Annotated in this window: 24 protein-coding genes and 2 pseudogenes; 16 read left to right on the plus strand and 10 right to left on the minus strand. The window is 33.4% G+C overall.

Annotated elements, in window-relative coordinates; genetic code table 11:
• Positions 1–76 precede the first annotated feature (76 nt).
• Positions 77–310, plus strand: coding sequence for a metal ABC transporter permease (locus AC4G3O_RS09845; RefSeq protein ID WP_262365954.1), 234 nt, complete (start codon positions 77–79; stop codon positions 308–310).
• A gap of 533 nt (positions 311–843) precedes the next feature.
• On the plus strand, positions 844–2145 hold the full coding sequence (locus tag AC4G3O_RS09850) for a S1C family serine protease (RefSeq protein ID WP_491089968.1): 1302 nt from the start codon (positions 844–846) through the stop codon (positions 2143–2145).
• 87 nt (positions 2146–2232) lie between these two features.
• On the opposite strand, the gene AC4G3O_RS09855 is transcribed toward AC4G3O_RS09850, so the two are convergent.
• Both AC4G3O_RS09855 and AC4G3O_RS09860 read right to left on the minus strand, forming a co-directional pair.
• The gene (locus AC4G3O_RS09855; protein ID WP_139891196.1) at positions 2233–2718 is read right to left on the minus strand and encodes a DUF2628 domain-containing protein; all 486 of its coding nucleotides are present in this window, start codon (positions 2716–2718) and stop codon (positions 2233–2235) included.
• 82 nt (positions 2719–2800) lie between these two features.
• The gene (locus AC4G3O_RS09860; RefSeq protein WP_139891195.1) at positions 2801–2983 is read right to left on the minus strand and encodes a hypothetical protein; all 183 of its coding nucleotides are present in this window, start codon (positions 2981–2983) and stop codon (positions 2801–2803) included.
• A 202-nt stretch (positions 2984–3185) separates the two neighbouring features.
• On the opposite strand from AC4G3O_RS09860, the gene gnd reads away from it, so the two are divergent.
• Positions 3186–4082, plus strand: a complete 897-nt coding sequence (gene gnd / locus AC4G3O_RS09865) for a phosphogluconate dehydrogenase (NAD(+)-dependent, decarboxylating) (RefSeq protein WP_491136105.1) — start codon at positions 3186–3188, stop codon at positions 4080–4082.
• 1131 nt (positions 4083–5213) lie between these two features.
• Here the strand turns inward: gnd and AC4G3O_RS09870 are convergent.
• Positions 5214–5504: pseudogene (locus tag AC4G3O_RS09870) on the minus strand (3D domain-containing protein); the annotation flags it as partial.
• 1437 nt (positions 5505–6941) lie between these two features.
• Between AC4G3O_RS09870 and lepB the strand changes: the two are divergent.
• The 3 genes from lepB (at position 6942) to AC4G3O_RS09885 (ending at position 8606) form a co-directional block, all read left to right on the plus strand.
• The gene (gene lepB, locus AC4G3O_RS09875; protein WP_066102238.1) at positions 6942–7472 is read left to right on the plus strand and encodes a signal peptidase I; all 531 of its coding nucleotides are present in this window, start codon (positions 6942–6944) and stop codon (positions 7470–7472) included.
• A 152-nt stretch (positions 7473–7624) separates the two neighbouring features.
• The gene (locus AC4G3O_RS09880) at positions 7625–7921 is read left to right on the plus strand and encodes a hypothetical protein (protein ID WP_066100150.1); all 297 of its coding nucleotides are present in this window, start codon (positions 7625–7627) and stop codon (positions 7919–7921) included.
• A gap of 205 nt (positions 7922–8126) precedes the next feature.
• Complete coding sequence (locus AC4G3O_RS09885; RefSeq protein ID WP_066100145.1) at positions 8127–8606, plus strand: DinB family protein; 480 nt, start codon at positions 8127–8129, stop codon at positions 8604–8606.
• A 159-nt stretch (positions 8607–8765) separates the two neighbouring features.
• On the opposite strand, the gene AC4G3O_RS09890 is transcribed toward AC4G3O_RS09885, so the two are convergent.
• Entirely contained in the window at positions 8766–9422 is a 657-nt protein-coding gene (locus tag AC4G3O_RS09890; RefSeq protein ID WP_491136106.1) for a hypothetical protein, read from the minus strand.
• Positions 9423–9523: 101 nt separating this feature from the next.
• Positions 9524–9832, minus strand: a complete 309-nt coding sequence (locus AC4G3O_RS09895) for a hypothetical protein (protein ID WP_140461302.1) — start codon at positions 9830–9832, stop codon at positions 9524–9526.
• Between the two features lie 385 nt (positions 9833–10217).
• Between AC4G3O_RS09895 and AC4G3O_RS09900 the strand changes: the two genes are divergently transcribed.
• Positions 10218–10778 (plus strand): transglycosylase SLT domain-containing protein, encoded by a 561-nt coding sequence (locus AC4G3O_RS09900; RefSeq protein WP_066100133.1) that lies wholly within the window; start codon positions 10218–10220, stop codon positions 10776–10778.
• Positions 10779–10953: 175 nt separating this feature from the next.
• Here AC4G3O_RS09900 and AC4G3O_RS09905 read toward each other — a convergent pair.
• Both AC4G3O_RS09905 and yfkAB read right to left on the minus strand, forming a co-directional pair.
• Positions 10954–11426: pseudogene (locus AC4G3O_RS09905) on the minus strand (8-oxo-dGTP diphosphatase).
• Positions 11427–11709: 283 nt separating this feature from the next.
• Positions 11710–12837 carry a radical SAM/CxCxxxxC motif protein YfkAB gene (gene yfkAB / locus AC4G3O_RS09910; RefSeq protein ID WP_140461303.1) on the minus strand — a complete coding sequence of 376 codons (1128 nt, stop codon included), beginning with the start codon at positions 12835–12837 and terminating at the stop codon, positions 11710–11712.
• Positions 12838–13518: 681 nt separating this feature from the next.
• On the opposite strand from yfkAB, the gene AC4G3O_RS09915 reads away from it, so the two are divergent.
• The 5 genes from AC4G3O_RS09915 (at position 13519) to AC4G3O_RS09935 (ending at position 16884) form a co-directional block, all read left to right on the plus strand.
• On the plus strand, positions 13519–13665 hold the full coding sequence (locus AC4G3O_RS09915) for a hypothetical protein (RefSeq protein WP_180349910.1): 147 nt from the start codon (positions 13519–13521) through the stop codon (positions 13663–13665).
• Positions 13666–14021: 356 nt separating this feature from the next.
• Entirely contained in the window at positions 14022–14336 is a 315-nt protein-coding gene (locus AC4G3O_RS09920; RefSeq protein ID WP_066100123.1) for a thioredoxin family protein, read from the plus strand.
• A 563-nt stretch (positions 14337–14899) separates the two neighbouring features.
• The gene (locus AC4G3O_RS09925) at positions 14900–15295 is read left to right on the plus strand and encodes a hypothetical protein (protein ID WP_491136107.1); all 396 of its coding nucleotides are present in this window, start codon (positions 14900–14902) and stop codon (positions 15293–15295) included.
• A 362-nt stretch (positions 15296–15657) separates the two neighbouring features.
• A complete protein-coding gene (locus AC4G3O_RS09930) occupies positions 15658–16419 on the plus strand; it encodes a threonine/serine exporter family protein (protein WP_225983679.1) in 762 nt (253 codons plus the stop codon).
• Between the two features lie 12 nt (positions 16420–16431).
• Positions 16432–16884 (plus strand): threonine/serine exporter family protein, encoded by a 453-nt coding sequence (locus tag AC4G3O_RS09935; protein WP_490551780.1) that lies wholly within the window; start codon positions 16432–16434, stop codon positions 16882–16884.
• A gap of 244 nt (positions 16885–17128) precedes the next feature.
• Here AC4G3O_RS09935 and hemH read toward each other — a convergent pair whose 3' ends face one another.
• Entirely contained in the window at positions 17129–18103 is a 975-nt protein-coding gene (gene hemH / locus AC4G3O_RS09940) for a ferrochelatase (RefSeq protein WP_491136108.1), read from the minus strand.
• 126 nt (positions 18104–18229) lie between these two features.
• On the opposite strand from hemH, the gene AC4G3O_RS09945 reads away from it, so the two are divergent.
• Positions 18230–19123 carry an alpha/beta hydrolase gene (locus tag AC4G3O_RS09945; RefSeq protein WP_373925461.1) on the plus strand — a complete coding sequence of 298 codons (894 nt, stop codon included), beginning with the start codon at positions 18230–18232 and terminating at the stop codon, positions 19121–19123.
• A gap of 410 nt (positions 19124–19533) precedes the next feature.
• On the opposite strand, the gene AC4G3O_RS09950 is transcribed toward AC4G3O_RS09945, so the two are convergent.
• Positions 19534–20082 carry a 2'-5' RNA ligase family protein gene (locus AC4G3O_RS09950; RefSeq protein ID WP_066100113.1) on the minus strand — a complete coding sequence of 183 codons (549 nt, stop codon included), beginning with the start codon at positions 20080–20082 and terminating at the stop codon, positions 19534–19536.
• A 269-nt stretch (positions 20083–20351) separates the two neighbouring features.
• Between AC4G3O_RS09950 and AC4G3O_RS09955 the strand changes: the two genes are divergently transcribed.
• Positions 20352–20660 (plus strand): GNAT family N-acetyltransferase, encoded by a 309-nt coding sequence (locus AC4G3O_RS09955; protein ID WP_395940463.1) that lies wholly within the window; start codon positions 20352–20354, stop codon positions 20658–20660.
• 281 nt (positions 20661–20941) lie between these two features.
• Positions 20942–21472 carry an NADPH-dependent FMN reductase gene (locus AC4G3O_RS09960; RefSeq protein WP_066100107.1) on the plus strand — a complete coding sequence of 177 codons (531 nt, stop codon included), beginning with the start codon at positions 20942–20944 and terminating at the stop codon, positions 21470–21472.
• Positions 21473–22758: 1286 nt separating this feature from the next.
• Here AC4G3O_RS09960 and AC4G3O_RS09965 read toward each other — a convergent pair.
• Complete coding sequence (locus AC4G3O_RS09965; RefSeq protein ID WP_066100101.1) at positions 22759–23211, minus strand: RrF2 family transcriptional regulator; 453 nt, start codon at positions 23209–23211, stop codon at positions 22759–22761.
• 166 nt (positions 23212–23377) lie between these two features.
• Between AC4G3O_RS09965 and hmpA the strand changes: the two genes are divergently transcribed.
• Positions 23378–24589: an NO-inducible flavohemoprotein gene (hmpA, locus tag AC4G3O_RS09970; RefSeq protein ID WP_066100099.1), complete on the plus strand. Its 1212-nt coding sequence runs from the start codon at positions 23378–23380 to the stop codon at positions 24587–24589.
• The last annotated feature ends 964 nt before the right edge of the window (positions 24590–25553 follow it).

Here is a 25553-nt window from a genome sequence, read left to right on the forward strand (position 1 = left end):
TAGATACACTTATAAAACTTTTTTAGTGATATTGATATTTTAAAGGTTTATAAGTGTTTTTTAAAGGGGGGAGAGTGTGGGCGCTATTCTTGTTATAGGTATGTTGATTATACCGGCCTCAACTGCCTATCTTTTAACAGAGCGCCTGAGTGTCATGATTATGATCAGTTTAATAGTTGGGGTAAGCTCCGTTTTCGGTTATTACACAGCCGTTGTTTTAGATGTCTCTATTGCCGGTTGTATGGTTGCAGTGTCTGGCTTGATTTTTGGACGTGTTTTTGTTCTCACCTACCCATGGAATCGTGTTTAAAAATTTCCAACATAGAAAATTAAGAAATTCTTTTATTTAAAATGTTCAAAGGTAAATGAAGCGATTGTCTAATAAGCTGAACAGAAGAAGTTTATTGAGCAATCCTTGTTTTGTTTATGTTCTTTATTCATCTGGCGGTTTAAAGTATGGTAACATGCTAAGGGAAGATTTTAGGTAAAAAGGATAAAAGGAGTTTTTATGAAAGTTTTTAAGTTCATCAGTTCTTCATTTGTAATTGTAATAGCTTATTTTTGTCGTTAAAGAGAGCATTTGGCTTTATCCGTACTTGCATATGTCGATAGGATTCATGTTTATGGTGACGTGTATTGAACAAATACGTTTAAAACATAAGGGATTAGCTATAGTAAACGGTGTGCTATCGTTTTTCTTTTTCAGTTTAGCTCTTATTAGGCTATTCTACGCTGAATTGTAGAATATTTTATGACCATGCTTCATTTTTCTGGCGTGAATGACGAAATAATGTATAAGAGATGATGGTCATTTAGCTGTCAATGAAGAAGCAGGTGTAAAGAATGAAATGTCGCTATTGTCAGAATGAAATAAATACCCGAAGTAAGTACTGTTTGCATTGTGGTAAATTGAAGAATGGACCAAAAAGAAAGAGATCAAAAGTTGTCTTGGTTTCTTTTAGTATCATCGCTATTCTTTCAGCAAGCATCTATTTATTAGCTGCAAATCAAACGGATAATCATAAGCAGGTCGAATATGGAAGCATAAAAGAAATAAAATTGGTACATAAAGAGAATGGAAAAACGAATCAAGCAGAGGAAATTAAAACAACGCCTAAACCGGCAACTGAAATAAAAGTAGATACCAAAAAAGAGGTTTCTGAGATTATAACTGAATCACTTGCAAAAGTTTTTACTATTTTCACTGAGGATAATCAAGGTACTGGATTTATCATTAATGATCATGGAGATATCCTTACAAATGCTCATGTAGTAGAGGGCTCTGTTGATATAACAGCAATCGATTATACAAGTCAATCCTATGCAGGAAAAGTCATTGGATATTCGAATATCCATGATGTCGCAATTATCAGGATACCTGAATTGGCGAATCAGCAATCCTTGGGGCTAGCTACCCAGGAATATGCTTCGATAGGTGAGGAAGTAATAGCATTGGGGAGTCCGCTCGGAAAAACTAATACAGCAACTTTGGGAACAATTGCAGCCATTAACCGAAGTTTTTATATTGGGGAGCGTATATATGAAAATATTTACCAAATGACTGCTCGGATATCTCCTGGAAGCAGTGGCGGTCCATTAGTATCTGTAAAATCAGGCAAAGTAATTGGAATCAATTCAGCGAGATCGATTGAGGATGAATCAATTGGGTTTAGCATTCCCCTGAAGGATGTTTATTCGTTTATCAGTGGTTGGGTTTCAAATCCGTTATCGGAGAGTGATATAACAGGCTTTTTTTATACGGAGACCGGTGATTATCATTTTGAGGAAGAAGATGAAGAGATTGACGGAGGATATTTTGAAGGTGGAGAAACAACTGATGAGCCAGGGGTTTATTACGAAATTCCTGAAGACTGGTATGAGGTAGATGGGGAATATAATAATCAATCTGAGGCTGAAAAAGAGGATGTTATTGAAGGAAATCTTTTAGACAATAAACAAGAGGAACAATTAATAGTAGAACCCAGTGACGAAAAAACCAGTAAGTATTTCTGTAAAAGAACAAAAGGAGAACGAAGAATAATCAACTTCTGTAAGGTTATCCATTATGGAATTTTCGCTGAAGTAATTTTGGGGTCTAATTATGCTAGACAGAGGGAAAAAATGTACATATTTGCCGAAGGATAGGAATCGTCTGATCTAAATTGAAAACCTTATAGGTCAATAGTGTTAGAGTGATTTGGATAATCACTCTAATTTTTTGTTAAGTATCATTTAAAAATATGAGGCTACTATAATTTTAATATCGTCGATAAACACATAGGTATGAATAAGAACAAAATAGATAAGTAAAGGCAGAATAAAACACCAGCTGGTTCGCCCTTTTTTTATTAGTAAGCGTTTCATCTCCTTTTCATCGAGATGTGGATGTCTACGTCTTATCTGTTCAACATGTTTTTTTGTACCGGCTAGATATAAAAGATTACCGCTTCTGCCTATATAAAGGTGCATTAATGCGGCAAAAACTAACCAATAAAACAGGTGGTTACGGAATAGGAGAGATACTAAAATATCAATCAGGATGAAAATACCGACAATCAGATATCTTTTTCGATACGCAAGCCAGAACATCCCGAAGACTAAACCGAAAAAATTCCATCTTTTAATTCTATGATTCTCATTTAAAAATGAATGATAGTGATCGCCGATATATACTTTTATATCTTGTTTTTCCTGCTGAGAATCTTTTAATTTAACCATAAAAATACCTCATTTTTATTTACACGATTGAATGATGGTTTGATCAATGACTGAAACTAAATTTAAGCTATTAAATTTAGTTTCAGTCATTGCACTCAGGACATTTCTTTATGGCAGGATATAATCTGGTTGCCCTTTTAAAGGCTTCGTCATAGGAAAAATGGCTTACTTCAATAAGGCGAACTAACTCACGATCTAGATTTTCATATTGCTCATGTTGTTCATCAACTATATTCCCATCAAAGCATTCTTTGCAAATTTCCATCTTATTACTCTCCTTTATTATTTATCTATATAGAATTTTAACTAATTTTTGTTGAATAGGCAAAGAATTGGAAACCTCACTACACAATTAAGAATTCGAAAGTTTAGTATTAGACTGTTGGCAAGATGTAACGGATTGAAATGTTTATTTGTTGAAAATAACGGTATGTAACTAATAAAGATATTAATAAGGAGGAGACTTGATGAAGGTAGGTTTAATCGGTCTTGGCAAGATGGGGATGAATTTGGCTAAAAATTTAATAGACCACCAAATTATTGTGCATGCTTATGATGTAAATTCAGCTTCGGTTGAGAGCCTTCAAAAATATGGAGCCATTGGCAGTCCTAATATGAAAGACATAGTGGATAAACTGGAGCAACCCAGAGTCATATGGCTGATGGTACCACATACTGTGGTTGATAATGTTATAGAAGAGCTTTTTCCACTGTTAAGTCCTGGAGATATTTTAATAGATGGGGGAAATTCAAATTATAAGGAATCGATGAGACGAAGCAGGGTATTAAAAGAAGCTGGAATCTATTTTATGGATGTCGGTACTTCCGGGGGAATGGAAGGAGCAAGAAATGGGGCATGTTATATGATTGGTGGCAATCAAAACGCATGGAAAGTAATTGAACCATTATTTGCAGCCACTTCCGTACCAAATGGGTCCTTATATGCAGGTGATTCGGGGAGCGGACATTATTTAAAAATGGTTCATAACGGAATTGAGTATGGGATGATGGCAGCTATTGGTGAGGGATTTGAAATCCTCGAAAAAAGTGAGTTTAATTTTGATTATGAACAAGTAGCAAGAGTCTGGAATAATGGATCGGTTGTGCGCTCCTGGTTAATGGAATTAACGGAGCAAGCTTTTGCTAAAGATGCCCGTTTGGAAGAAATTAAGGGAGTTATGCATTCGTCTGGTGAAGGAAAATGGGCACTAGAAACTGCTTTAGACCTTCAAGCCTCGACACCAGTAATGGCATTGGCCCTATTAATGCGTTTTCGCTCACAGGAAAATGACACATTTAACGGTAAGGTTGTAGCTGCTTTAAGAAATGAGTTTGGCGGCCATAAAGTCGAAAAAAATGAATAAATACAAGTAGTACATGATTAATAGATTAATGAACAAGCATAACTGTTAATGGAGGTATGCTCTTTGTATAGGGGATTTGTTACTAATTTGATCAACTCTTTGCGACCAAAGAACGAGTGAATCAAATACCTTTAACAAAGATATAAAGTTTATCACGGAAAAATATTTATGGAAGTGTGAAAAAGCCAGCTTCATTAGGAAACGGACAACGGATTATTCAACTAAGTCCCCGACTGCGGAATGGGAGATTATTATCAATTAAAGGCTTTCCATCCTTTATCGCCCATGACAGTCAATTCGGAAGCTGGAAAGCTATCATGAAAATATAGGACTCCTGTCTCATTATCACGAATAATTTTAGATAATCCCCTGTATAAACATCCTCAAAATGTTTATTTTCCACTATGACATACTCTTTTTTGGTTTGTTGAAGTAGCTAACTTCATATATAATGGCACCACAAAATAGTAATTTTATTCTTCTTATAAATCAAAATCTATTAGAAAACAGCATTTTATAGAAGCGACCCACAAAGTTAATTAGTAAATCATAATACTTAAAGAAATGATAAATAATGATTTGGAGATGTAGAATAAGTATATTCGAGTAGCTATTTAAATTCCTATATAGGAATTACTTTACAGGAAGTGGTTCATTGAATGGACATAGATGATTTATTGAAGTAACCGATGATTCTCAATTCATAATTCATAAGAAATAAATATGTGATTTTTCAAGATTTAATAAGCCAATAAAAATACGAGAAACAGCTTTTAATAAACAAAATTAGATTAAAAAAGATTGGCTTATTGTTTTGTCAGTAGCATCACAAAGTTCTATCTTTATCATTATAAATGGAAGATGAGCGGAACCTGACTTTAAAGAGGTCATGCTATTTAAATCCCCGATACCCTTAAGAAGTCATGAGGATGAATAGATCATAAAATAAAATTAATTGATTGTAATTGTTCTTGATATATTTATAGTGTTGTACGTAGGTTTAGACAGGGTGAGTAAGAATGTATTTCAGTTGTTTTTAAGGAGAGTTAGTAGATTGAAAAAGAAAAATATATATAAAACACCTTCGAGAACTGGATGTAAACTCGAAGGTGTCGTTTAAAGCGAAATGTGTTAGTTTAAAATTTGAATGTTAACTTGTTTACGTCCCCAATTAAGAGCAGCATCTTGTGTAGGGATGAAAACATCTATTTTGTTCCCTTTAATAGCACCACCGGTATCAGCAGCAGTAGCATATCCATAACCTTCAACATAAACTTTTGAACCTAATGGAATTACACTAGGGTCAACTGCGATTACTTTAGCATTTGGATTCGCATTTAAATCGACTCCGGTAGCAGTGACGCCAGAACAACCGTTACAACTAGCTGTATAAGCTGTGGCTGAAACAGAGAGAGTTTTTCCTGCTTTTTGCCCAGTAGACTTTGCAGTAGTAGTTGTTGTCTCTGTTTTTGTTTCAGTTTTAGTAGTTGTTGATGTAGTTGTTGTTTTTTGTTGAACAGCTTCAGTATTATTTTTTGCCGGTTGGCCTACACCAGACAAATTAAGGACTTGACCTGGTTGAATAATTTCTGAATTTAAGCTATTCCAACTTTTTAGCTGATTAATAGAGATTTTATTTTTAACAGCTATCTTCCAAAGACTATCACCTTTTTTAACGGTATAAGTTTTTGGTTGGTCTTCCTTTACGATCAATTTAGTATTCTCAATAATGATATCGGAATCTAAATTATTGAGTTCTTTAATATGATCAACAGAAGTGTCGTATTTATTTGAGATACCCCATAGTGTATCACCTTTTTTGATTGTGATTTCTTGGGCAGATGCTTGGGGTCCGCCCATAGCAACGGCGATGGAAGCTACCGCTACGAATGATAACAAAGTTTTCTTCATGTAGTTTGAACCTCCTAAAATTGTTTGTTTTGAGCTAACAGTGACAATCTTATCAGGTTTACGAGAAAGAAGTAATAACGAGGAGATGATAAATTCATTACTGATATAACGGGAATATGTCAAATACATATCTAATAATTTGAATATTCAGAAAACTATAGGTAAAAAAACTTAATAAAACCATGGTATTAATATATTTTTCTAGTAAATTTAGATAGAGGAGTTTTTGTCATAATTGTCACAAAAATATCCATTATTTTGAATTAATGGTAAAAAAAGAGATTAAAAAACTGAGAAAAAATATTAAACTTATGAAAAACAATGCTTAAAATTGGAAGAAAAGGGTAATGAATGGGTGTGATTGCTATAAAGTAAAAAATGAAAATATCAAAAATTATAGTTCGTAGTTATAAGAATAGATGTAAATTTAGTTTTTAAGAGAATGGATGTTGATAACTAATTAGTAATTAAAAGAAACTTTAGTAAATTCATTTTCCTGTATGTAAGGAAGCATATTAGCTGGTCGATTTTCATTCTTTTGTTGTAATAAAATAATCTATTCCTATTATACCCTAAAATATGACATAGTTCTAAGGTTTTTTTAAATAAATTAGGTTAACGGACTTAATTCGTCAAAAAGATAATTAATCAGTTCTTGAAAGAATCAATATAATAGAAGAAACACGATAACAATTTGTTAGAAATCTGCTAATGAAACGCTAAATTACCGTATGTCGAGCTTATAAAGATGAGGAGATTGTTTTTAGTCAGATATCGGAACGAAAGAGAGTAACTGATGCCATATCTGGATAGTATGTAATAAAGAATTGACTGGATACATAAGAACTTAAATAATGCCTTATATGCTTGGAGGATTGAAAAGTTTTATTACTTGAGTTCCAGCCCTTTTAGAAAGATGAGGTGAATTATTTGATTCCTGATAGAAATATGAAAAATGAAACATTTAGCTGGTTAAAGTCCATTCTGATCATTGTTGCTGTCATTATGTTAATCAGGACTTTCCTATTTACTCCGTATAAAGTGGAAGGAGTATCGATGGAACCTACTCTCCGCAATCAAGAGAGAATACTGGTCAGTAAATCATTAGTAGAAAAGAAATATAATAGAGGAGATATTGTCATCATTAAGGGTGATAACAGTGAAATGTTCATTAAGAGAATAATTGGTGTAGCAGGGGATAAGATTGAAGTAAAAAATAATATCCTTTATATTAATGATGTTCAGAAAAAGGAAAGATATCTGGATAAAAATCGACAAGAAACCCATGAAGAAGGCGAAAAATCAAATGGAGATTTCGAAGCGATTCTTATTCCTGAAAATGAATATTTTGTTATGGGTGATAATCGTCTTGTAAGTATGGATAGTCGCAATGGATTAGGGTTAATTAAACAGGATCAGGTTATAGGACAAGGTAAATATGTCTTTTATCCATTTACCGATTTAAGAAAACTGGACTGAGGAGTCTTCTTAAATCAATGAAAAATAATTCTATTTCAAGTACATATTAATAGTTTATAAAAAGTGAATTTCTTAATAATAGTAAAGTATGTGGTGTATTGTCATTTTTTGTTATAAAATAAAGTTAATATATGGAGGCGGAGGTAGTCTGCGTGGTGTATATATTAACTTTATTCATTGTTATGATTGCTTTTTTATTGTTTATTAAATATAAACGGGATGAGAGAAATACAATTATACTCAGGATGAATGAAACGTATCCAAATGCGAATGAATATGTAGTTGCCATTAAATATGAGTTGGAGAAACAAGGGAAATATGTTGCCTACTCTGGCAATGGACATTTTATCGTTGATGGAATGAATTACAAGATAAAGGAACGGAAAAAAATCATAACAGACGGTATATCGATGCAGCTTACTATACTTAAGTGTCTAAAGTCCTCCTGATAAAGAAGAAAACATCCAACCAAGATTGGATGTTTTTTTGATTGAATTGAATTTCTTATCTTTAGAGGTTTCGTACTATGGAATGGTAATTTAGTTGATTTTTAGCTTCATTTAAATAGTTATTCTAATTGGTTACAAAGTAGGAAGGGAATTGTCAATCACAGCCCGAAATAAATGGATATACCACAATTTAGGAGGGTTGAATATGTTAAAAAGACATGAAGTACTCTTTAAGCAATTGGCTGATTATCGGCATGAATTGTTAGTGGCGGTGGATTCGATGAATGAGGATGAGGTGAATATTGTACCTGAGGGATTTCGAAATAATATACGATGGAACCTGGGACATGTATACCTGGATCAATATTTGTGGATTCAACATTTGACAAAGGAACCAATCATCCTGCCTAATCATTTTAATGAATGGTTTGGTTATGGTACGAGCCCGGAAGATTGGAGGGGAGAGGTTCCTAAACTTGATTATTTAAAAAGACTGCTTGCTGTACAGCCTTTTATGATTCGAGATTTATATGGAGAAAGACTGGAAGAAGAATATTCTGTAACGGAATCTGGAATGTTTACAGTGGAACAAGTCCTCGTTAGAACTATTTTTCATGAAGGAATACATTTGGGGAATATTCTTGCATTGAAAAAGCTTGTTACATCTCAAGAGGTATTAAGTTAAAATAATTTAATCCTTATAGGAAGACAAGTAAAAAAAGCTGAATGAATCCCTATTTTATATGCATGATAGAATAAAAAAACATTCAACTCCATTTATTTGTTTTCCTCTTTAATTAGTAGCCATATATCCCTTGTGCTAAATCAATTAAATTATATAACTCTAAATAATAATTATTTGTAATGATTTTCTTGGAAAAATATGAAGAAGTGCACTTAAAGTGCATATGGAATCCATAAAGTGATCAGAAACTGTAATATATAATATATCTAAAAGCCTCGCAATTCCCAATGGATATGTTTTTTTAAGAAACGGAAATGTTTTAATGGTACTGTTAAATGGCTGACCTCCATAAATATCATTACTTCGAATATCCAAATACCATAATGAAGATTTTTGTAATTTTTTATAAACTCCATCAGTCCATCCTGTACTTTGTTCCTTTTCGAAATCTCCATGATTCAAAATCCAACGAGCTATTTTTAGTAGTTCCTCATCTTTAAGCTCTTTCTGAATAGCTGTTAATTTGTCCAACCAAGGCTTTTTTGGTGAACTGCCAACAGCATTATCTAACCAAATTATACAATCTCTTTTAATTTCGAATGTCCTGTAACTATTAGTTTTGAGATCATTAAAAATGAAGCTTATAATTTGATAGCACCCCTGATTATTATTTACTTTGTAATGAACAAGGTAATGTATGATATCCGTATTATCTGGTTTTATAAATCCTATAATTTTCTTGAAATCCTTGATAGTATGATGGAATCCTCTTATCTCATTTAGGTCCAGTAGGTATTTAAGAGCTTTATTGCGCATAAAAAAATCAGCAGAATGAAAGAATTTACTTAGTTTTTCTATTTTCCAAATATAATCAAACCTATTAAAGAAAATGCTTCATCTATATACTCTTTAATCTTCTATGTAGTACGATCTATAACGGATGAAAAAACATTGCCCCACATAGAGTCGTAAATCTTAAGAAGCCGACCTAAAATATATTTTAAAGAACTACTATCTAAAGAATCTGATGCTTCCTGCAGAGTATTATAAATCGAAAAAAAACCCTCCGTTTGTTTGCTCCCTATTTCTTTCTTTGTATTGATTTCGATCAACGATTCCACCCAATTATCTATCAATTTTGCTTCTTCTTTTTGTAGTTTAAGACTGGCGGCAAAAGTAGCAGCTTGAAGAATTTCTGTTTCTCTGTATCTTTCTAACTCGTTCAAAAACATAGATTCACCTTCTATTCGTGGATTATTAAATTGAAGTACAGAGCTTTGTGGCTAAAAAAAGGGTGTGCGTGTGCGGTTCTTTTTTATTTATTTTCCAACCCCCCTAAGAGAATTGCTGCTATTGCAACCATACTGAAATGATAGATTTTCCTATAAAAAGTAAAACCTTTTTATATAGAAGAATATTGATTTCTAAATCAGTTCACTCCATTTTTATATTGAAATTGTACTACTTATTTTACAAACAGATTACATAGAAGACATCATCCTTACAATAACGTTATAATCTGATGAATTCATACATTTCTGGCAAAGACTTTTGATATAGTACAAGAGTAACAAAAAGTAGTAAAAAAGTTGCTAATGAAAAGGAGTTTATATGATTAAATTACAACCTAAACTATTTGGGAAAATTGCTATCAGTTTACTATTCATTTTTGCGTTAATCGCAAGTACGACTATACCGGGACAAAAAGCTGATGCAGCAAGTAGCAGTTTAGCTGGATTTAAGTATTCAAAAAAAGTTCCTTTGCCTAAAGCTCAACAACAATATCTCTATAAAATGACTAAACAAAGAGGATTGGATTATAAAGAAACGCTGGCAGTGATGCTGCATGAAAGCAATATGAAAGTAAAAGCAAAAGGTGGAAGTAATTACGGATATTTCCAAATTAATAAAATTAACCATAAAAATTTAGCTAAAATTACAAAGACAAAGAACAAACCCTATGATCCATACGTAAATATGAATTGGGGAACATACATGTTATCCGATTTACAAAAGAAATATAAGAAAAAAGGTTATAAGGGTACTGCTTTAAAAGAAGCTACCTTGAGTGCTTATAACAAAGGTGAAGGTGGATTTAAGAAGTATGGAAAAGCCAAAGCCTACATAAAAAAGCATAACCAATGTCTAGCGAAAGTTAAAAAATGGTTCTAATTAACACTAATTAACAACAGCGTTCGTTTATCGGACGCTGTTGTTGTTTGATTAATGAAAGTGCATAAATATCTATAATTATAAGGAACAGTACTATAATGATTAAGGTTTATCGGAAGAATTTTATTTAAACAGCAATTAAAAAGAAGTATCTAGAATCTCCTGTACCAGTAGCTTAGGTCTTCTTTATAGAAACTTTACCTTCTTGATTTCTCTCATTATCCCATTCGACCTGAATCTCAAATGTTCCTTCTTCAAAAACAATGGAAATCTTCTTCTTATAGATTCTTGCATAGGGAGATTAGAAGCTTCATCTATATGAACCCATACAGGTTTACCCTCGGTTGAGTTTTGCAACAATGTGCCGCTAAAACTAGTAGCTAAATAGTTAAAAATAATATGTCTGTCATGTTTTTCGGGATTGACATACTCATAAAGCCCTTTGTAGACAAGATTACTTACATTTAACCCTGTCTCTTCTTTCACTTCTCTAATAGCGGAATCCGTAAAACTTTCTGGAAACTCTACTTTTCCTCCTGGTGGTATAAATCCCTTGAAATGATCGTGTTGTCTATTTAATAACAGGACATAATCTCCATTCTGAACCAAACAAACAGTCCAAAATTTGTAATGAATAGATTGCTCCAGTTCCACCTAATTCACCTCGATCATCAGTCTTTAATAACTATCGGTATTAAATTTAATTTTACCTTAAAATTCCATAATATCACCAAACTAAATTAGATAAACCAGATTGATCAAAAGATAAAAAAGAATGGAGAAGAAATGAGGGATGTCGGGGATTGAACAAAGTGTTTGGTGGTTTAATCGATCCTTTCCTATCTATATAGACATAAAAAATGGCCGATTTCTAAAAAACGACCATTCTTTTTTTAAATAGCGGTCTGTTCGTATTTAAAAGATGGAACCGTTATAAATTGGTTTTATTTAATTTGAAATTCATTTCTGGATAATAAGCGTTTTTAACCAATACATTTGGACCTAGGCATTTTACTGTCGGGCAATGGCAATTTAATGAATCGGCCAGGCTTGATTTCATCCAATTATTATAGGCGACAGGCAATGACTGCTCCTTAATATTGCCAAGTGGCGGAGTATCTCCAAAGTCAGTTACGATTACATCACCACTAAAGATATTTACATTTAAACGAGATCGTCCGTCAGGGTCGTTCCGAACAGTCACGTTTTTACTTGAATATAATCTTTGCAGTAATTCGAGATCTTCACTGTTTTGGCTGCATGGGTAAAAAGGCAGTGTACCAAACAGCATCCAAATGTTTTCATTACGAATATCCAGAAGATGGTGAATGGCTTTTCTTGTTTCATCCAATGAAAGTGTTTCTAAAGTAGATGCAAAAGAACTAGGGTACATAGGATGCACCTCATGCCTTTGGCAGCCCATTTCTTCAACAATTTGTTTGTGAATATGTTCTAAATGGGGGAGCGTTCTTTTATTGAGCATGGTTTCAGCAGATACGAGTACTCCCGCTTTCGTTAATGCCTGGGAATTGGTAATAATTCTATTAAATAAGACTTCTCGCTGTTCACGAGTTGGTTTTCTTTCCATCATAGCAAAACCGCCATCTATAAAATCATCGATGGTTCCCCAGTTATGTGAAATATGTAAAACATCCAAATAAGGAATAATTGTTTCATATCTCTCTAACGGAAGTGTTAAATTAGAATTTATTTGTGTTCGCACCCCACGTGAGTGTGCATATTTTAATAGAGGCTGAACATAATTTTCAACACTCTTTTTTGAGAGCATAGGTTCACCGCCGGTTATACTGATGGAACGTAAAGCAGGGATTTCTTCCAGACGGTGTAAGATTAGTTCCAAAGGCAGAGCATCAGGATCTTTCGGTTGCAGGGTATATCCAACAGCACAATGCTCACAACGCATATTACATAGAGTTGTGGTTGTAAATTCTATATTAGAAAGGGTTAGCTTTCCATATTGTTCTATATCCATATAGGTTTCCCATGGGTCATAATCCGGGCTTAAAGGCGTTGCTTTTTGTGTGCTTTTCGTGATCATCCTATTACTCCTCATAAAAATTCATATCCCATATTATGGTCATTAATTTAGAAGTATGTCAACATTCTTATAATTGAGATTCTATAAAATTATTAAAATTGAAATGGAGAGAAGACTCGGATAATAGATAAAGGGCATAAGAATATCCTATTAGCTTCAGTGAAAATAAATGATTGGGTTAAGAATGGGTAGGATATGAGGATTTAATCCCCACTCACAGAAATATTTGGTAAAAAGCGGAAAATATATAACGAATATGCTAATTTTATTTTGATGGTAGGCGTTTAATTTATACTTCGAGAGCTAAGGGAAATTTTATAAGTGATAATTCAAGATGGATTAAGAAATTAGTATCTACAATGTAACGGTAAAGTTTAACGCACTGGGGGAGCAAACATTAGGATAATCATAAGAAATTTACTATCGGTTATTATTGTTTCTGTATTAACATCCTTATTTCTTACAGGTACTTCATATATCTTAGGAGAACAAAGTGATAATGTAATTAAATTTTTTTAATTCTTGGCATTTCCATATTCATTCCTGTTTGTTTTTCTTTATGGATTTATAGCATCAATCATTGGAGAAATAATCGCTGGTCTAGTACAGCATAAAAAAGCACGACTTCTAATAAAAATTACAGTATATGGAATGTTTCTTTCGGGATTTTTATTTGTAGCAATGGAGACTAAATTTTTTGCTTATCTTGGGATTGTTGCAGCGATTTTGTATGTAGTAATAGATGAATATCTTAGAAAAAGAACAAACCTAGCTTTTACGGATTCACACTATAATAAAGGATCTGTTGGGAATGACCATATCGATTAATAGAAAAAGGATTTATTGAAATAGCAGAAGCAAAGGTATCCTTATATGTAAAAATTGTTTTCTGCATTCGAATAGAACTACACCCATTCGAACGAGCGACCCAAATGAGGACATCTCTACTGATTCTTGCAGTGTGTTTTTTAATAAATCAATCGCTTCTTCTGTTTATTCTATAGACATTAGATGTAACTATAGCATAAAAAACCTCCATTACAGTAATCTCCTTATATAAGCCTATTGTACCAATTTTTGAAGAGAATAGTTATTATTGTAAACATCATAATAAGCATTTAAAATGTGTAAAGTATTTAAAATGTTTACTATAGTAATAGAGAAAGAGAAGGGAGATTTAGAGAATGCAACAAGTTACATCTATAGAAGAATTTGATAATCAAATAAAAAGCGATAAACTAACAGTAAATATATTTACGACTACTTGGTGTCCAGATTGTAAACGACTTGATTTATTTATTGACGAAATTATTACGGAGCATCAAGATAAACAATGGTTTACAATTGATAAAGATGAATTACCCGAATTGGCAGAAAAAGAAAATGTTATGGGAATTCCGTCCTTATTAGTTTATAAAAATGGAGAAAAAATAGCTCATTTACATAGCGCTAATGCTAAAACGCCTGATCAAGTCAGAGATTTTTTAAGCAATTTCTAAAAAAGAGGTTAACCAATCATCTCTATTGCTGAGAAAAATTATCCAGGCATAAAGTAGATTAAATAAAGAGCATAACAGATTAGAATATCATATCTGTTATGCTCTTTATTATTGGCTTTATTCGTATATATTATTGCTTTTGCACCTATTTTACATAGTTTGCTTTATAAGAGAAGTAGATATGTATAGTACGTCTCAAACTAGGTTGGTCTAATATGGATGCTTCTCATTGAATGGGAATGGATTCTATAGCCAGTGAGAACGTTCTGATTAAACTTTTTGAATATAATCACTCAGTAGCGAGTGGAGAGGGATTCGATCCGCTAAGCTGTTCGCTCCCTAGAGAAGGACCTTAGCATGCAAATGAAAAATATCTATCACTATATAATGTAAATAAACGAGAATATAAGGAGTAACTGAAGAAAATAAACGGAACGAAATCTTTAAATATTGCATTTTTAATACTGATAATATCTGTCCTATCAGCTTGTGTTTCAAATCCCGATTTCGAGTTATACGAAGGAAATGCCTTACGGATAGCTGTTGTTGGAGAAAAACCGGAAGTGAAAGAAGAACAAGTGGAATTTACAGAAATTTCATTTGGAGAAATGACAAACAAAGAAATGAACTCTTATGATGCTGTCATTATTTCGGAAAATAACCTTTTTGAAGCTGCTGAAAGTCAATATGCAGATGTTTACTTAAATTCTGCTATCCCTTACTTTTTTATGAGAACAAATCATTATGCCTCTTTTACTGAAAAAGATTTGGAATACGATAAAATAATGAATTGGACTTCAGGTAATAGTTATGCTGTTGGAATTTTTACAACACAAGATGATGATACATTAAAAAAGTGGGGATATGGTTTATATAATGATGAAAAAAATGATGAACATATAAAAGATGTATATTCCAGGATTTTCAAGACAATAGATGAACTAAATTCAAATGAATAATCCTAATAATATAAATTGGGGCGTTAGATCAATAATGGAGACAGCTATAGTCGGCTGTCTCCATTATTGATTTATTAGCAACAAATGTCTGGACAGAGCCCTGTTATTTAAGCTGAATTACAGTAGTATAATATTTGAAGTAATTTAGTCTAATTTATGGATTTCCTGATAATTGGATAATTCATAACAAGAATATCGACTTAATCATTGCGAAATAGTGAATTATAGGGTTAGATTATTAGTCTTATCCTCTCTATTAACAAAGTTTTAGTTTTCGCTCATTTTACCTCTATCTTTTCAGAAAAATTATTGTACAATATATAGGCATTGATTGATATTAAATGTGAAGTGAGTTGACGAAAGTGGCAGTAGACAAAAATAAGATTATTATTGATGCCAGTCTTCTAGCCGGGCGTATTATGCTGGAAAACGGAGCGGAAACGAGCCGGGTAGAGGATACAATGGAAAGAATGATTAGTACTTCACTAGGAATAAAGCATGGAACAAATGCATTTACATATGTGACAGTTAATGGAATTTTTGTGAATATAGGCTTGGACAATACGAATTTCGTTAGAATCGATAATCGGGATCATAATCTTGAAAAGGTAACGAAGGTCAATCAAATATCAAGAATGTATTCAGAAGGCCGTCTGACAATTGAGGAAGTTCTTTCGGAACTGAAAGCAGTGGATCAGGACCCGCTTGACTACCCCTTATGGTTCAGACTTATTTGTACAGCTGTATTGAGCGGAAGCGTTATGCTGATTATGAATGGCACATTTGTGGATTTACCGGCTAGTATGATTGGTGGCCTTTTGTGTTATATAACCTATTTAATTGGCTTTAAAATAATGAAAACACCATTCATAGTGGAATACATAGCTGCTTTTTTGGGTGGGATTGTTGCCTATTATATTAACAGTATAATGGGAAGTCATTTAAATTCCGTCATGATAGGGACGGTTGCACCGCTTGTACCTGGAATTGCGATGACCAATGCTATTCGCGATATGATGGCAAAGCATTATCTCTCAGGAACAATCCGGTTAGTGGAGGCTGTCTTCATTGCGGGTGCGATTGGTACGGGTATTGCTACCGTCTATTATTTATTTATCAATTAGGAGGCGGAAATAGTGAATCAGATCCTTATTCATATGGTTTTTAGCTTTCTATCATCGATATCCTTCGCAGTTATTTGTAATGTTCCGCGCAAGTCTATACCAATAGGAGGACTTGTAGGGATGTGCGGTTGGATGGGATACTGGATTTTAAGCACGGAAGGGTACGGCGTATTTCTATCCAGTATAGTGTGTTCGTTGTTATTAGCCTTTGCCGGACAAATCTCTGCACGAATTTTTAAGATGCCGCTGACTGTCTTTTATGTACCGGGACTGGTGCCAATCGTTCCGGGAATAACAGCTTTTCAGGCATTTCGTTTATTAACACTACAGGACTATGATGGTGCGCTAATCGGATTTTTAAATGTTGGTTACTGTGCAGTTGGGATTGCAATTGGACTGGTTTTATCAGATATCCTATTTAAGAGCAGTTTATATATGATTAAAAATTTCAAGATAGTTCGTTAAGGCAGTATGATAATAATCATACTGTTTTTTAGTGGAGTTAATTAGGAGAGAAAATTATCTAGTGGAATAGGTTCCTTTAAATGAATATATGATAAAAATGGAAGAAATGTTGCTAGATTAGAAATTCATGAACCGAGCTAAATAAACAATAAAGGACGTTCCAGAAAAAGGGTTGGTTCTTTATTGTTTATTTTTTTGCTGGTTATGATAAAATTAAATTGGAATATTTTCCAATATTGCTATGCTAAATGATTTTTATTGGAGCCAAATAAGGCTTAATGATATCCATCAGGCATTCAATAAATAAAGGATCGTCATTGGCAGCTTCTATATAATGATATTTTTCACCGCCGTTTTCCATAAAAATAGTATGATTCTCAACCTGAAGTTCTTCCAGTGTTTCCAGGCAATCTACTGTAAAACTGGGAGCGAGAATGTGAATATGTTTAGAACCGCTTTTGGCAAGATGACGTAACGTTTCACTGGTTGAAGGTTCAAGCCAAGGTTCCTTACCAAATTTAGATTGATAGCATGTAATGATAGTGTGATTTGGCAATTCTTTTTTTAGAGCTTGAGTGGTTTTTAAGCATTGGTATGGATAATCGTCACCATCAGATACATATCTTTTAGGTATGCCATGATAGGACAGGACTACCGCATCAGGGTGGCCATGTTCTTTTGTGCATAGTTCAATACGCGTTTTTAATAATTTAATCCATATTGGATGATCAGGGTAGTCACGTATAAATATTACTTCCGGGATATCTCTCCATTTAGATAATGTTTGGTTCAAATGATCCCATACAGATCCTGTAGTAGTGGAGGAATATTGCGGAAATAAAGGCACGACAATTAATCGGCGCATTCCCCATTTATGCAGCTTTTCTAATTCATCCTTTATAGATGGTTTACCATAATTCATAGCAAGTGAGACTTTAATATTAGAATGTGCGAATTGTTTCTCTAATTCTTGTTTTTGTTTAATAGAGATGGTTAATAAAGGTGATCCTTCATTCGTCCATATAGATTGGTAGAGCTTTGCGGTTTTCGGCGGCCGTGTTCTCAGAATAATTCCGTGCAGGACAGGCATCCATTTCCACCTAGGTAAATCAATTACTCTACTGTCACTTAGAAATTCTTTTAAATACGAACGTACAGAGGACGTGGTTGGTTGATCAGGTGTACCCAAGTTAACTAAAAGAATAGCTGTCTTTTCCATATCCATTCTCCTGCCGTATAATAATATTGTTATTAACATTTTAATATATATATAATTTATATTACAAAAACTTTTTGTACAAAAACGTACTATTTGACTCAATTGTTACAGTCCCAGATAAAAGGAGTGTGTATATTGCTTGTTCTAAATCAAAAAATACTCGCAAAGACCATTCGGATGATGGAACGTAAGATGGTACAGGCCTCCTTCCTGAAACCTAGTATAAAACCTAACGTTGAAAGGGAGGAGCGGTTGATTGAAACAAATTTAGGAAATACTCGCGTCATTACATATCGGCCAAACCGGAATACAGAGGGACCATTACCCGTTTTTGTGAATATGCATGGCGGTGGATTTGTGATGGGAAGTGCTGAATTGGATGATGCGTGGTGTCCTGTGATAGCGGACCGAGCCAGTTGTTTAGTAGTGAATATTGATTATCATCTGGCACCAGAATACAAATTTCCTGCTGCAATATATGAATGCTATGATATTCTGAAATGGCTTTATGAGAACCCCAATGTCCTTCAGGTAGACAATAAGCGAATAGCAGTTGGGGGACATAGTGCAGGTGGGAATTTAGCAGCTGCTCTTTGTTTGCTGAACAAGGAGAGAGAGCAGATTCCTTTAGTGAAGCAAATCCTTAATTATCCACCGCTGGACCTTGCTACTGATCCGGACCTGAAATTCAAGCATAAAAAAGCCATACCACCCAGACTGGCAAAACTGTTTAATGAATCCTATTTAAAATCAATGAAAGATGCGGAAAACCCATTGGTCTCTCCTGTATATGCTGAGGATTTGGAAGACTTGCCGCCTGCTTTAATCATCACTGCTGAATTTGACTCTCTTGCAGATGAAGCCGACTACTATGCAAGCCAGCTTGAAGAAGCTGGGGTGACAGTCAAGAAGAAGAGGTACATGGAAGCTGCACATGCATTTACTCATACAGGTGAATTGAAACAGGCTGAAGAGGCATGGCACTTAATTAGTGATGAATTAAAAGAGGCCTTTTCCTAGATTAATGCTGGGCTTACGCTGTCCTGATGATTTTTGATAAATCTATATAAATAAATCGAAAAACAATGGCGGTTCAATTCATTTAGAGTTGGACTGCTTCTTTTTATAAGCGCATATCCTTAAACATATTTATTAAAAAAGTTCATAATAATGTTATTAAATGGATATATATACATGAATGATGGATTTTATTAATAATAAGGCTGTTTTGTATAGTTTGTGCCCTGTATAAATGGGTATAATTGATTTAAGGATAATATTGGAAATTATCTCTATTGGTTCCAATGGCTTGAATCAGGAAAAGATTTAGGATTTAATAAACGCGTGGAACAAATGTTTATTTCAAAAAAATCTAATTATAAAACAGTTGGAATGTTGAGAAATGCATAAAAAGACCTTGATATGTGTGATCACCTTAAAGAGATATCTAAATATTTTTCATATCTTTGCTTTTCAATGTTCAGTTCATATATTCTAATAAAATCTACTGTAAAATTAGGGTACGGTTTCAACTCTCTATCTGCTATTTTTTCCATTTCTATTAGTTCTTTTTTAGAGAGCCCAGTAGAAATATTTCCACCGTATTTTTCTTTCCCCAGAGTTAAGTGAGGTACAAAGGCATCAAGTTCAAAATACTGTTTTATTAAGTCTTCTGACGGTGAAATCTCATTAATGATTTTTTGATGCAATTTGTGTAAGTTAGTTGAGTTAACACTCAAATATAAAACGCTATCTCCAAAATAGTTGGGCTTATCTAATGATACTTGAAAAGGTTTGAAGGTATCGCATACGGTTTGTACCTTATCAATCCATTGTTTATCTGGAGTTAGTCCTCCTTGTGCTTTCAATGTTATGTGTGGTTCTACACCCGATTGTTTAATCCATTTACTTTGAAAATGCTCAATACGTTCCAAATATTCTTCAGGTGGAACAATCCCTATAAAATACTCCAAATTCATTCTTCTTTACACCCTTATTTTCAGTTTTAATTATTTTAACAGAAAATTCCGAACATGCAAATGGAATTATTACGTGAAAAACAACAGCCATAAAAAAGATGCTATTCATATACTTTTAATGAGACAAAGAAACTTTAACTGTCTCGAAGTTTAAGACTTTAATATAAAATTTGTATTCAATTATATCTTCAATAGTCCTTATGAGGATTAGCTTCTAAAATGTTATATACCGATAATCAACCAGTCTATTCATATACTTTACAGATGTCATAAATAATAAAAGATGGGAGAGGGTTATTGTGCCTGGCTGTAGTAACGATTTTTATATAGCAATTGGCGGTAATATTGTTGCTCAGATAGAATTTGTGGCAGATGAGCAAGAGGTATCTGAACAAGGGAGTATCATCATTAATCATACATTAGTTGCAAATAGCTACAGGGGGAAAGGTTTGGGCAAGGCATTAGTAAACCGTGTAGTATTGCATGCAAGAAATGAAAATAAATATATTAAGCCCGTTTGTCCATTTGCAAAAATGATGCTTGAAAATAAAAAAGAATATCAGGATGTTTTAATGTAATCCAATAATCTAAAATGTACACACCTATTTCACTTCCTTATTTGCAAAAGTAAGGATTTTTGTTTTTAAAATATGGATATACAAAATCTGTTTGGGCCGAGGTACTTCTTGTTTTGCTGACATTAAAGAGGCTTTCGCCCCTTTATGTTAATGATTTGTTATTTCGAATACAGATTTTTACGAAAAGCAGAAATAGTAGATATTCCGTCTTCCAAAAAGTATGATAAAAGTATAGAAATAACAAAATATGGCGATGCATGGAGTGGGAGTGTGAATAGGTAATGAAAGTAATAGGATTATCAGGTTCCATAATTGGTGAAAAAACACCTAAATCAGTGGAAGAGGTATTGGCAGCTGTAAACAAAATAGATAATCAATTAGATACAGAATTAATAGATCTTAGAAATTATAATGTGGAATTTGTAAGAGGCATTCCTTTTTCATCCTATAATCAGGATACCCGAACGGTAGTCAATAAACTAAACGATGCGGATATTATAATAATTGGTACACCCATTTATCAGGCGTCGATACCGGGTGTTCTAAAAAATCTATTTGATCATTTAGCTCCGGATTGTTTTAAAGGAAAAGTGGTAGGAATTGTTACGAATGGAGGATCTGAAAAACACTTTTTAGTAACTGAGTACCAATTAAAACCGATATTATCTTATTTCAAAGCGATAATACCATTTAATAATGTATTTTTACATACAAGCTGCTTTGGACCTGGCAATAAAATTGTAAATGAAGAGGAGAATAATAGGATCCAAGCATTGGCTCAGGAAGTTATTGATTTAAAGGAGATTCACTAAAATTTTATCAGATCCTCTAACTAAATGTGAATGAGAAAAATGGTATCTGCATTCCTAGCATTTCAATAGAATATAGAGCATTCAAGATAAAGATAGGAGTAGACGACTTACTAAGACATAAAAAAGTAAGAGATTTTCTTCCTACAGAGAATTGGATGAAGAGATTGAATTGATTTTTAAACTGCTCAATCTCTTTTTCATTCAATTTATATGAAAGGGTTAATTGTGTTTATTAAAATCAGATGAATAGTTTGAAATATCGCTTATTAATGATTTATCTTCATTGATATCCAATGTACGAAGTTTCATAATTAAATGTACGCGTCGTTTATAAAAATCTTTGTGTGATATGGACCGGTTATCATAGTACATTTGATAATTTTTTCTCAATTCATTTAATAATTCATTATATTTTTTTTGAGCGCACACTATATCACCTTCTTTCCTCATGATGTTATATTTAAATAATATCACAAAAGATTCTGTTAATTCACCGTTAAAATTTTTCCACATTCAAAATATTATGTAAATTATAACCCTTAAGACTAATGGTTAGTATCAAGTTCCTGTTAAAGGTATAGAATTAGACCGAGATTGTTTATAGTAAAAATTGTATCACGACGAATTTCCTTTCGTAGGTTCCAACCTTCGCATAGAATGACATTCAAAAAAGCTTCAGGTAATGATAAATGGTCTAAAATAGACCATGATATCAAAGAGAAAAACTTACTGCCTTTTAAAGAGAGGCGAGGCTGGGACAAGTATTTCAGTTAATGATAAACCCAAACTATTAGGTGATATTTCAATTGGATATTCGCCGGCTAGGTTGCGTTTTAATTGTCTTCAATAGAAAGGTTCATTCTGCATACGATTATTCATATCAAGTGGAATGGAACGGAAGCCACTCGACTCCTTGGGAAGTAGAGGAGGCTTAAGACCCGAAGCGCCCAATGGAACAGACTTTTTTCTCAAACTTAACTCTTTAATAAGCAACAAAGTCTAGTAAGATTAATTTAGATATCGTTCGTCTACAGGATTGTTTTCAAGTTATTTCCCAGCCTCGTTTTTTTATTTGCTTATCTATAATACTCTCACAGCGAACGATTATGATTATTGGAATTTAGATGATAGAAGAATGAAGATTTAATATAGGACGGTTCTCTTCAACGATTTAATGTGGTACGTAAATATAATTTGTCTAAAAAGGCAGTGCAACAGGCCATAAATGACTGCCGCACTGCCTTTTAAATAGATTTGTATCATAAATGTTATTTCTAAAGTGGATTTTACGAATCATTGTTTACTTCGGAATAAGCTCCTAGAAATTGAGCTAACACTTCTTTGTTTTGAGATATATCTGCGAGTGTATAGCCATCTAATACGTTTAAAAAAGCATACAATGCTTTATTTAAAATACCTCTCAACGTACAAACAGGAGAGATGGGACATGTATTATGATCAGAAAAACACTCAACTATGTTAAAATCTTCTTCAGTTTTTCTTACTAAACCCCCGATATTGATTTCATGAGGTTTCATTGCCAGTCTCATGCCGCCATTACGCCCACGTATTGTTTCTATATAACCTAACTTGCCCAGCTGGTATATGATTTTCATTAAATGATTTTTGGATATGCCATAGGCATCAGCAATTTCTTTTATATTTACTAATCGATCGGGATGACTTGCCAAGTACATAAGCACCCTGATGGAATAGTCACTGAAATTTGTTAATCGCATAGTCACGCCCCGCTTCAGATTATCTACTCATCTTTAATACTACCATACATAAATAGGCTTCCAAAGAAAGTTCACAGAAAAGATGTATCTGAAATATTGCTTTTACTTTCCAATAGAGTAAAATTAAAGATGTATTTCAAATACATCTTTAAAAGGGGATTTTTATATGTTGTCTACTCAAACAATCGAAATTGTGAAATCAACTGCACCAATATTGGAAACAAGGGGTAAGGAAATAACTACGGTATTTTATAAAACGATGTTTGAAGCACATCCTGAGCTTTTGAATATTTTTAATCATGCAAATCAAAAAAGAGGCAGACAGCAGACTGCATTAGCAAATACGGTAACAGCTGCGGCCTATTATATCGATCAATTGGAAGTGCTTCTGCCGGTTGTAAAACAAATTGCACATAAACACCGTAGTTTAATGATTAAACCTGAGCATTATCCGATTGTAGGAAAATATTTATTGTTGGCTATTAAAAAAGTATTAGGTGATGCGGCTACAGATGATATTTTAAAAGCGTGGGAAGAGGCCTATGGGGCAATCGCTGATATCTTCATAGGGGTTGAACGTGAAATGTATGAAGAAGCGGAAAATAAGGTTGGTGGTTGGAGAGACTATCGAGAATTTGAAGTCATAAAGAAAGTGAGGGAAAGTGACGGTATTACTTCCTTCTATTTAAAACCAACCGATGGGCTGGCAATACCCGAATTTGAACCGGGCCAATATATAACTGTTCGGGTTCAAATTCCAGGAGAACAGTTTATGATGAATCGCCAATATAGCTTAACGAATGTATCCAATGGTGAATACTATCGAATTTCTGTAAAAAGTGAAAGTATGCATGACAATCCTGATGGTAAAGTATCTAATTACCTGCATAAGGAAGTTTGTACGGGTGATATAGTACAACTAACGGTACCAGCGGGAGATTTTACTTTAGAAGAGGACACCGAGCCAATTACCTTTATAGCTGCCGGAGTAGGGATAACGCCATTTATTAGTATGTTGAATACACTTTATAAACAGGAATCATTAAGAAAAATTACTTTGATACACGCGTTTAAAAACAGGAAGCTTCAAGCATTTGCTGATGAGCTCTCCATGTTAAACAGGCAAATGCATGATATGACAATCAACTTTTATAATGAAGAAGCTGATGTAATCGAGGAGAATTATAAAATAGGCAGAATCAATGAAGAGGTATTGAGGCAATTAGATCAGAATGGAATTTTCTATGTTTGTGGGCCAGTCGAATTTATGCAAGGTGTCATTCAAATGCTTTATAAACTAGGCGTACCGCAAGAAAAAGTACGGTTTGAATTTTTTGGACCTTCCATGAAAATCGAAACAGTAACAGAAAAAGTGTGAAAAAAACATGCTGGGAAGTTTATTCCTGGCATATTTTTTATAAATTCCTCGTCTGTTAAACTCTTTGTTGTGAAAATCAGCAGAGAATATGTTTTGTCTCCGTAACTCACCATGATTTTATTATTCTATAACGATCCCAAACATTACTAAAAGTGTGCGCTGAATTGATTGGTTTAATAGATTAAAAGAGGGGAGGATGGTAAAGGAATATACAGAGATAAAGATTATAAAAAACAATAAGAAGAATTCCTCAAGCACCTTTAGTGCGTTTGTTGATCAGGTATTAATTACCGTCATTTGTTTAGTGAAAGACATTCAAATGAAGTGCCTAAGGATTAATCTAATACTTCTTGCCTTAAATCGGTATGTTCAGAGACACAACTATCTCAGCTGGTTAACCCTAAATGATTAATCTGCAGCTGTACACAAAAACCAGGTTTCTTTTAGTCTATATGTACATTTCATATGTTTGCATTGACATTTCATAAAGGTAGCTGATTGAATGGCTAGATAGTCAGTATACTTAATAAAAGGATCACCCGATAAAATCAGTCTCTATTCATATCGGTTAATAATTTGGTGTCGTGTATAATATGTACCGTAGCGAAACAAGAATTTCAATTGTAATTGACTCTCATTGATACAGAAATAATAAACAGTGTTAGTCGAATTTGACTCTTTTTTATAATTAATTGATAAAGAGCTTGCAACATTTTCTATATAATGTTCCATTTCCATCCGTTTAATTATGTGGCTGCCTAATAATTTCTGTTTCTTAAACGAATCTAATCTGTCTAATAGTTCCTTCTTTATTAGTATACAATCTTCCATATTTATAGGTAATCATCCCCTGTTTTTTTTTGAATTTATTCATAAAAAAAGCCAGAAAAGGACAAATTTATTAATCCTTTCCTGACTTATGTATGGTTCTATGCCCACTCATTGCTATCAGTTATTTTATTAA

This window comes from Bacillus sp. z14 (2026) (genome assembly GCF_058313575.1).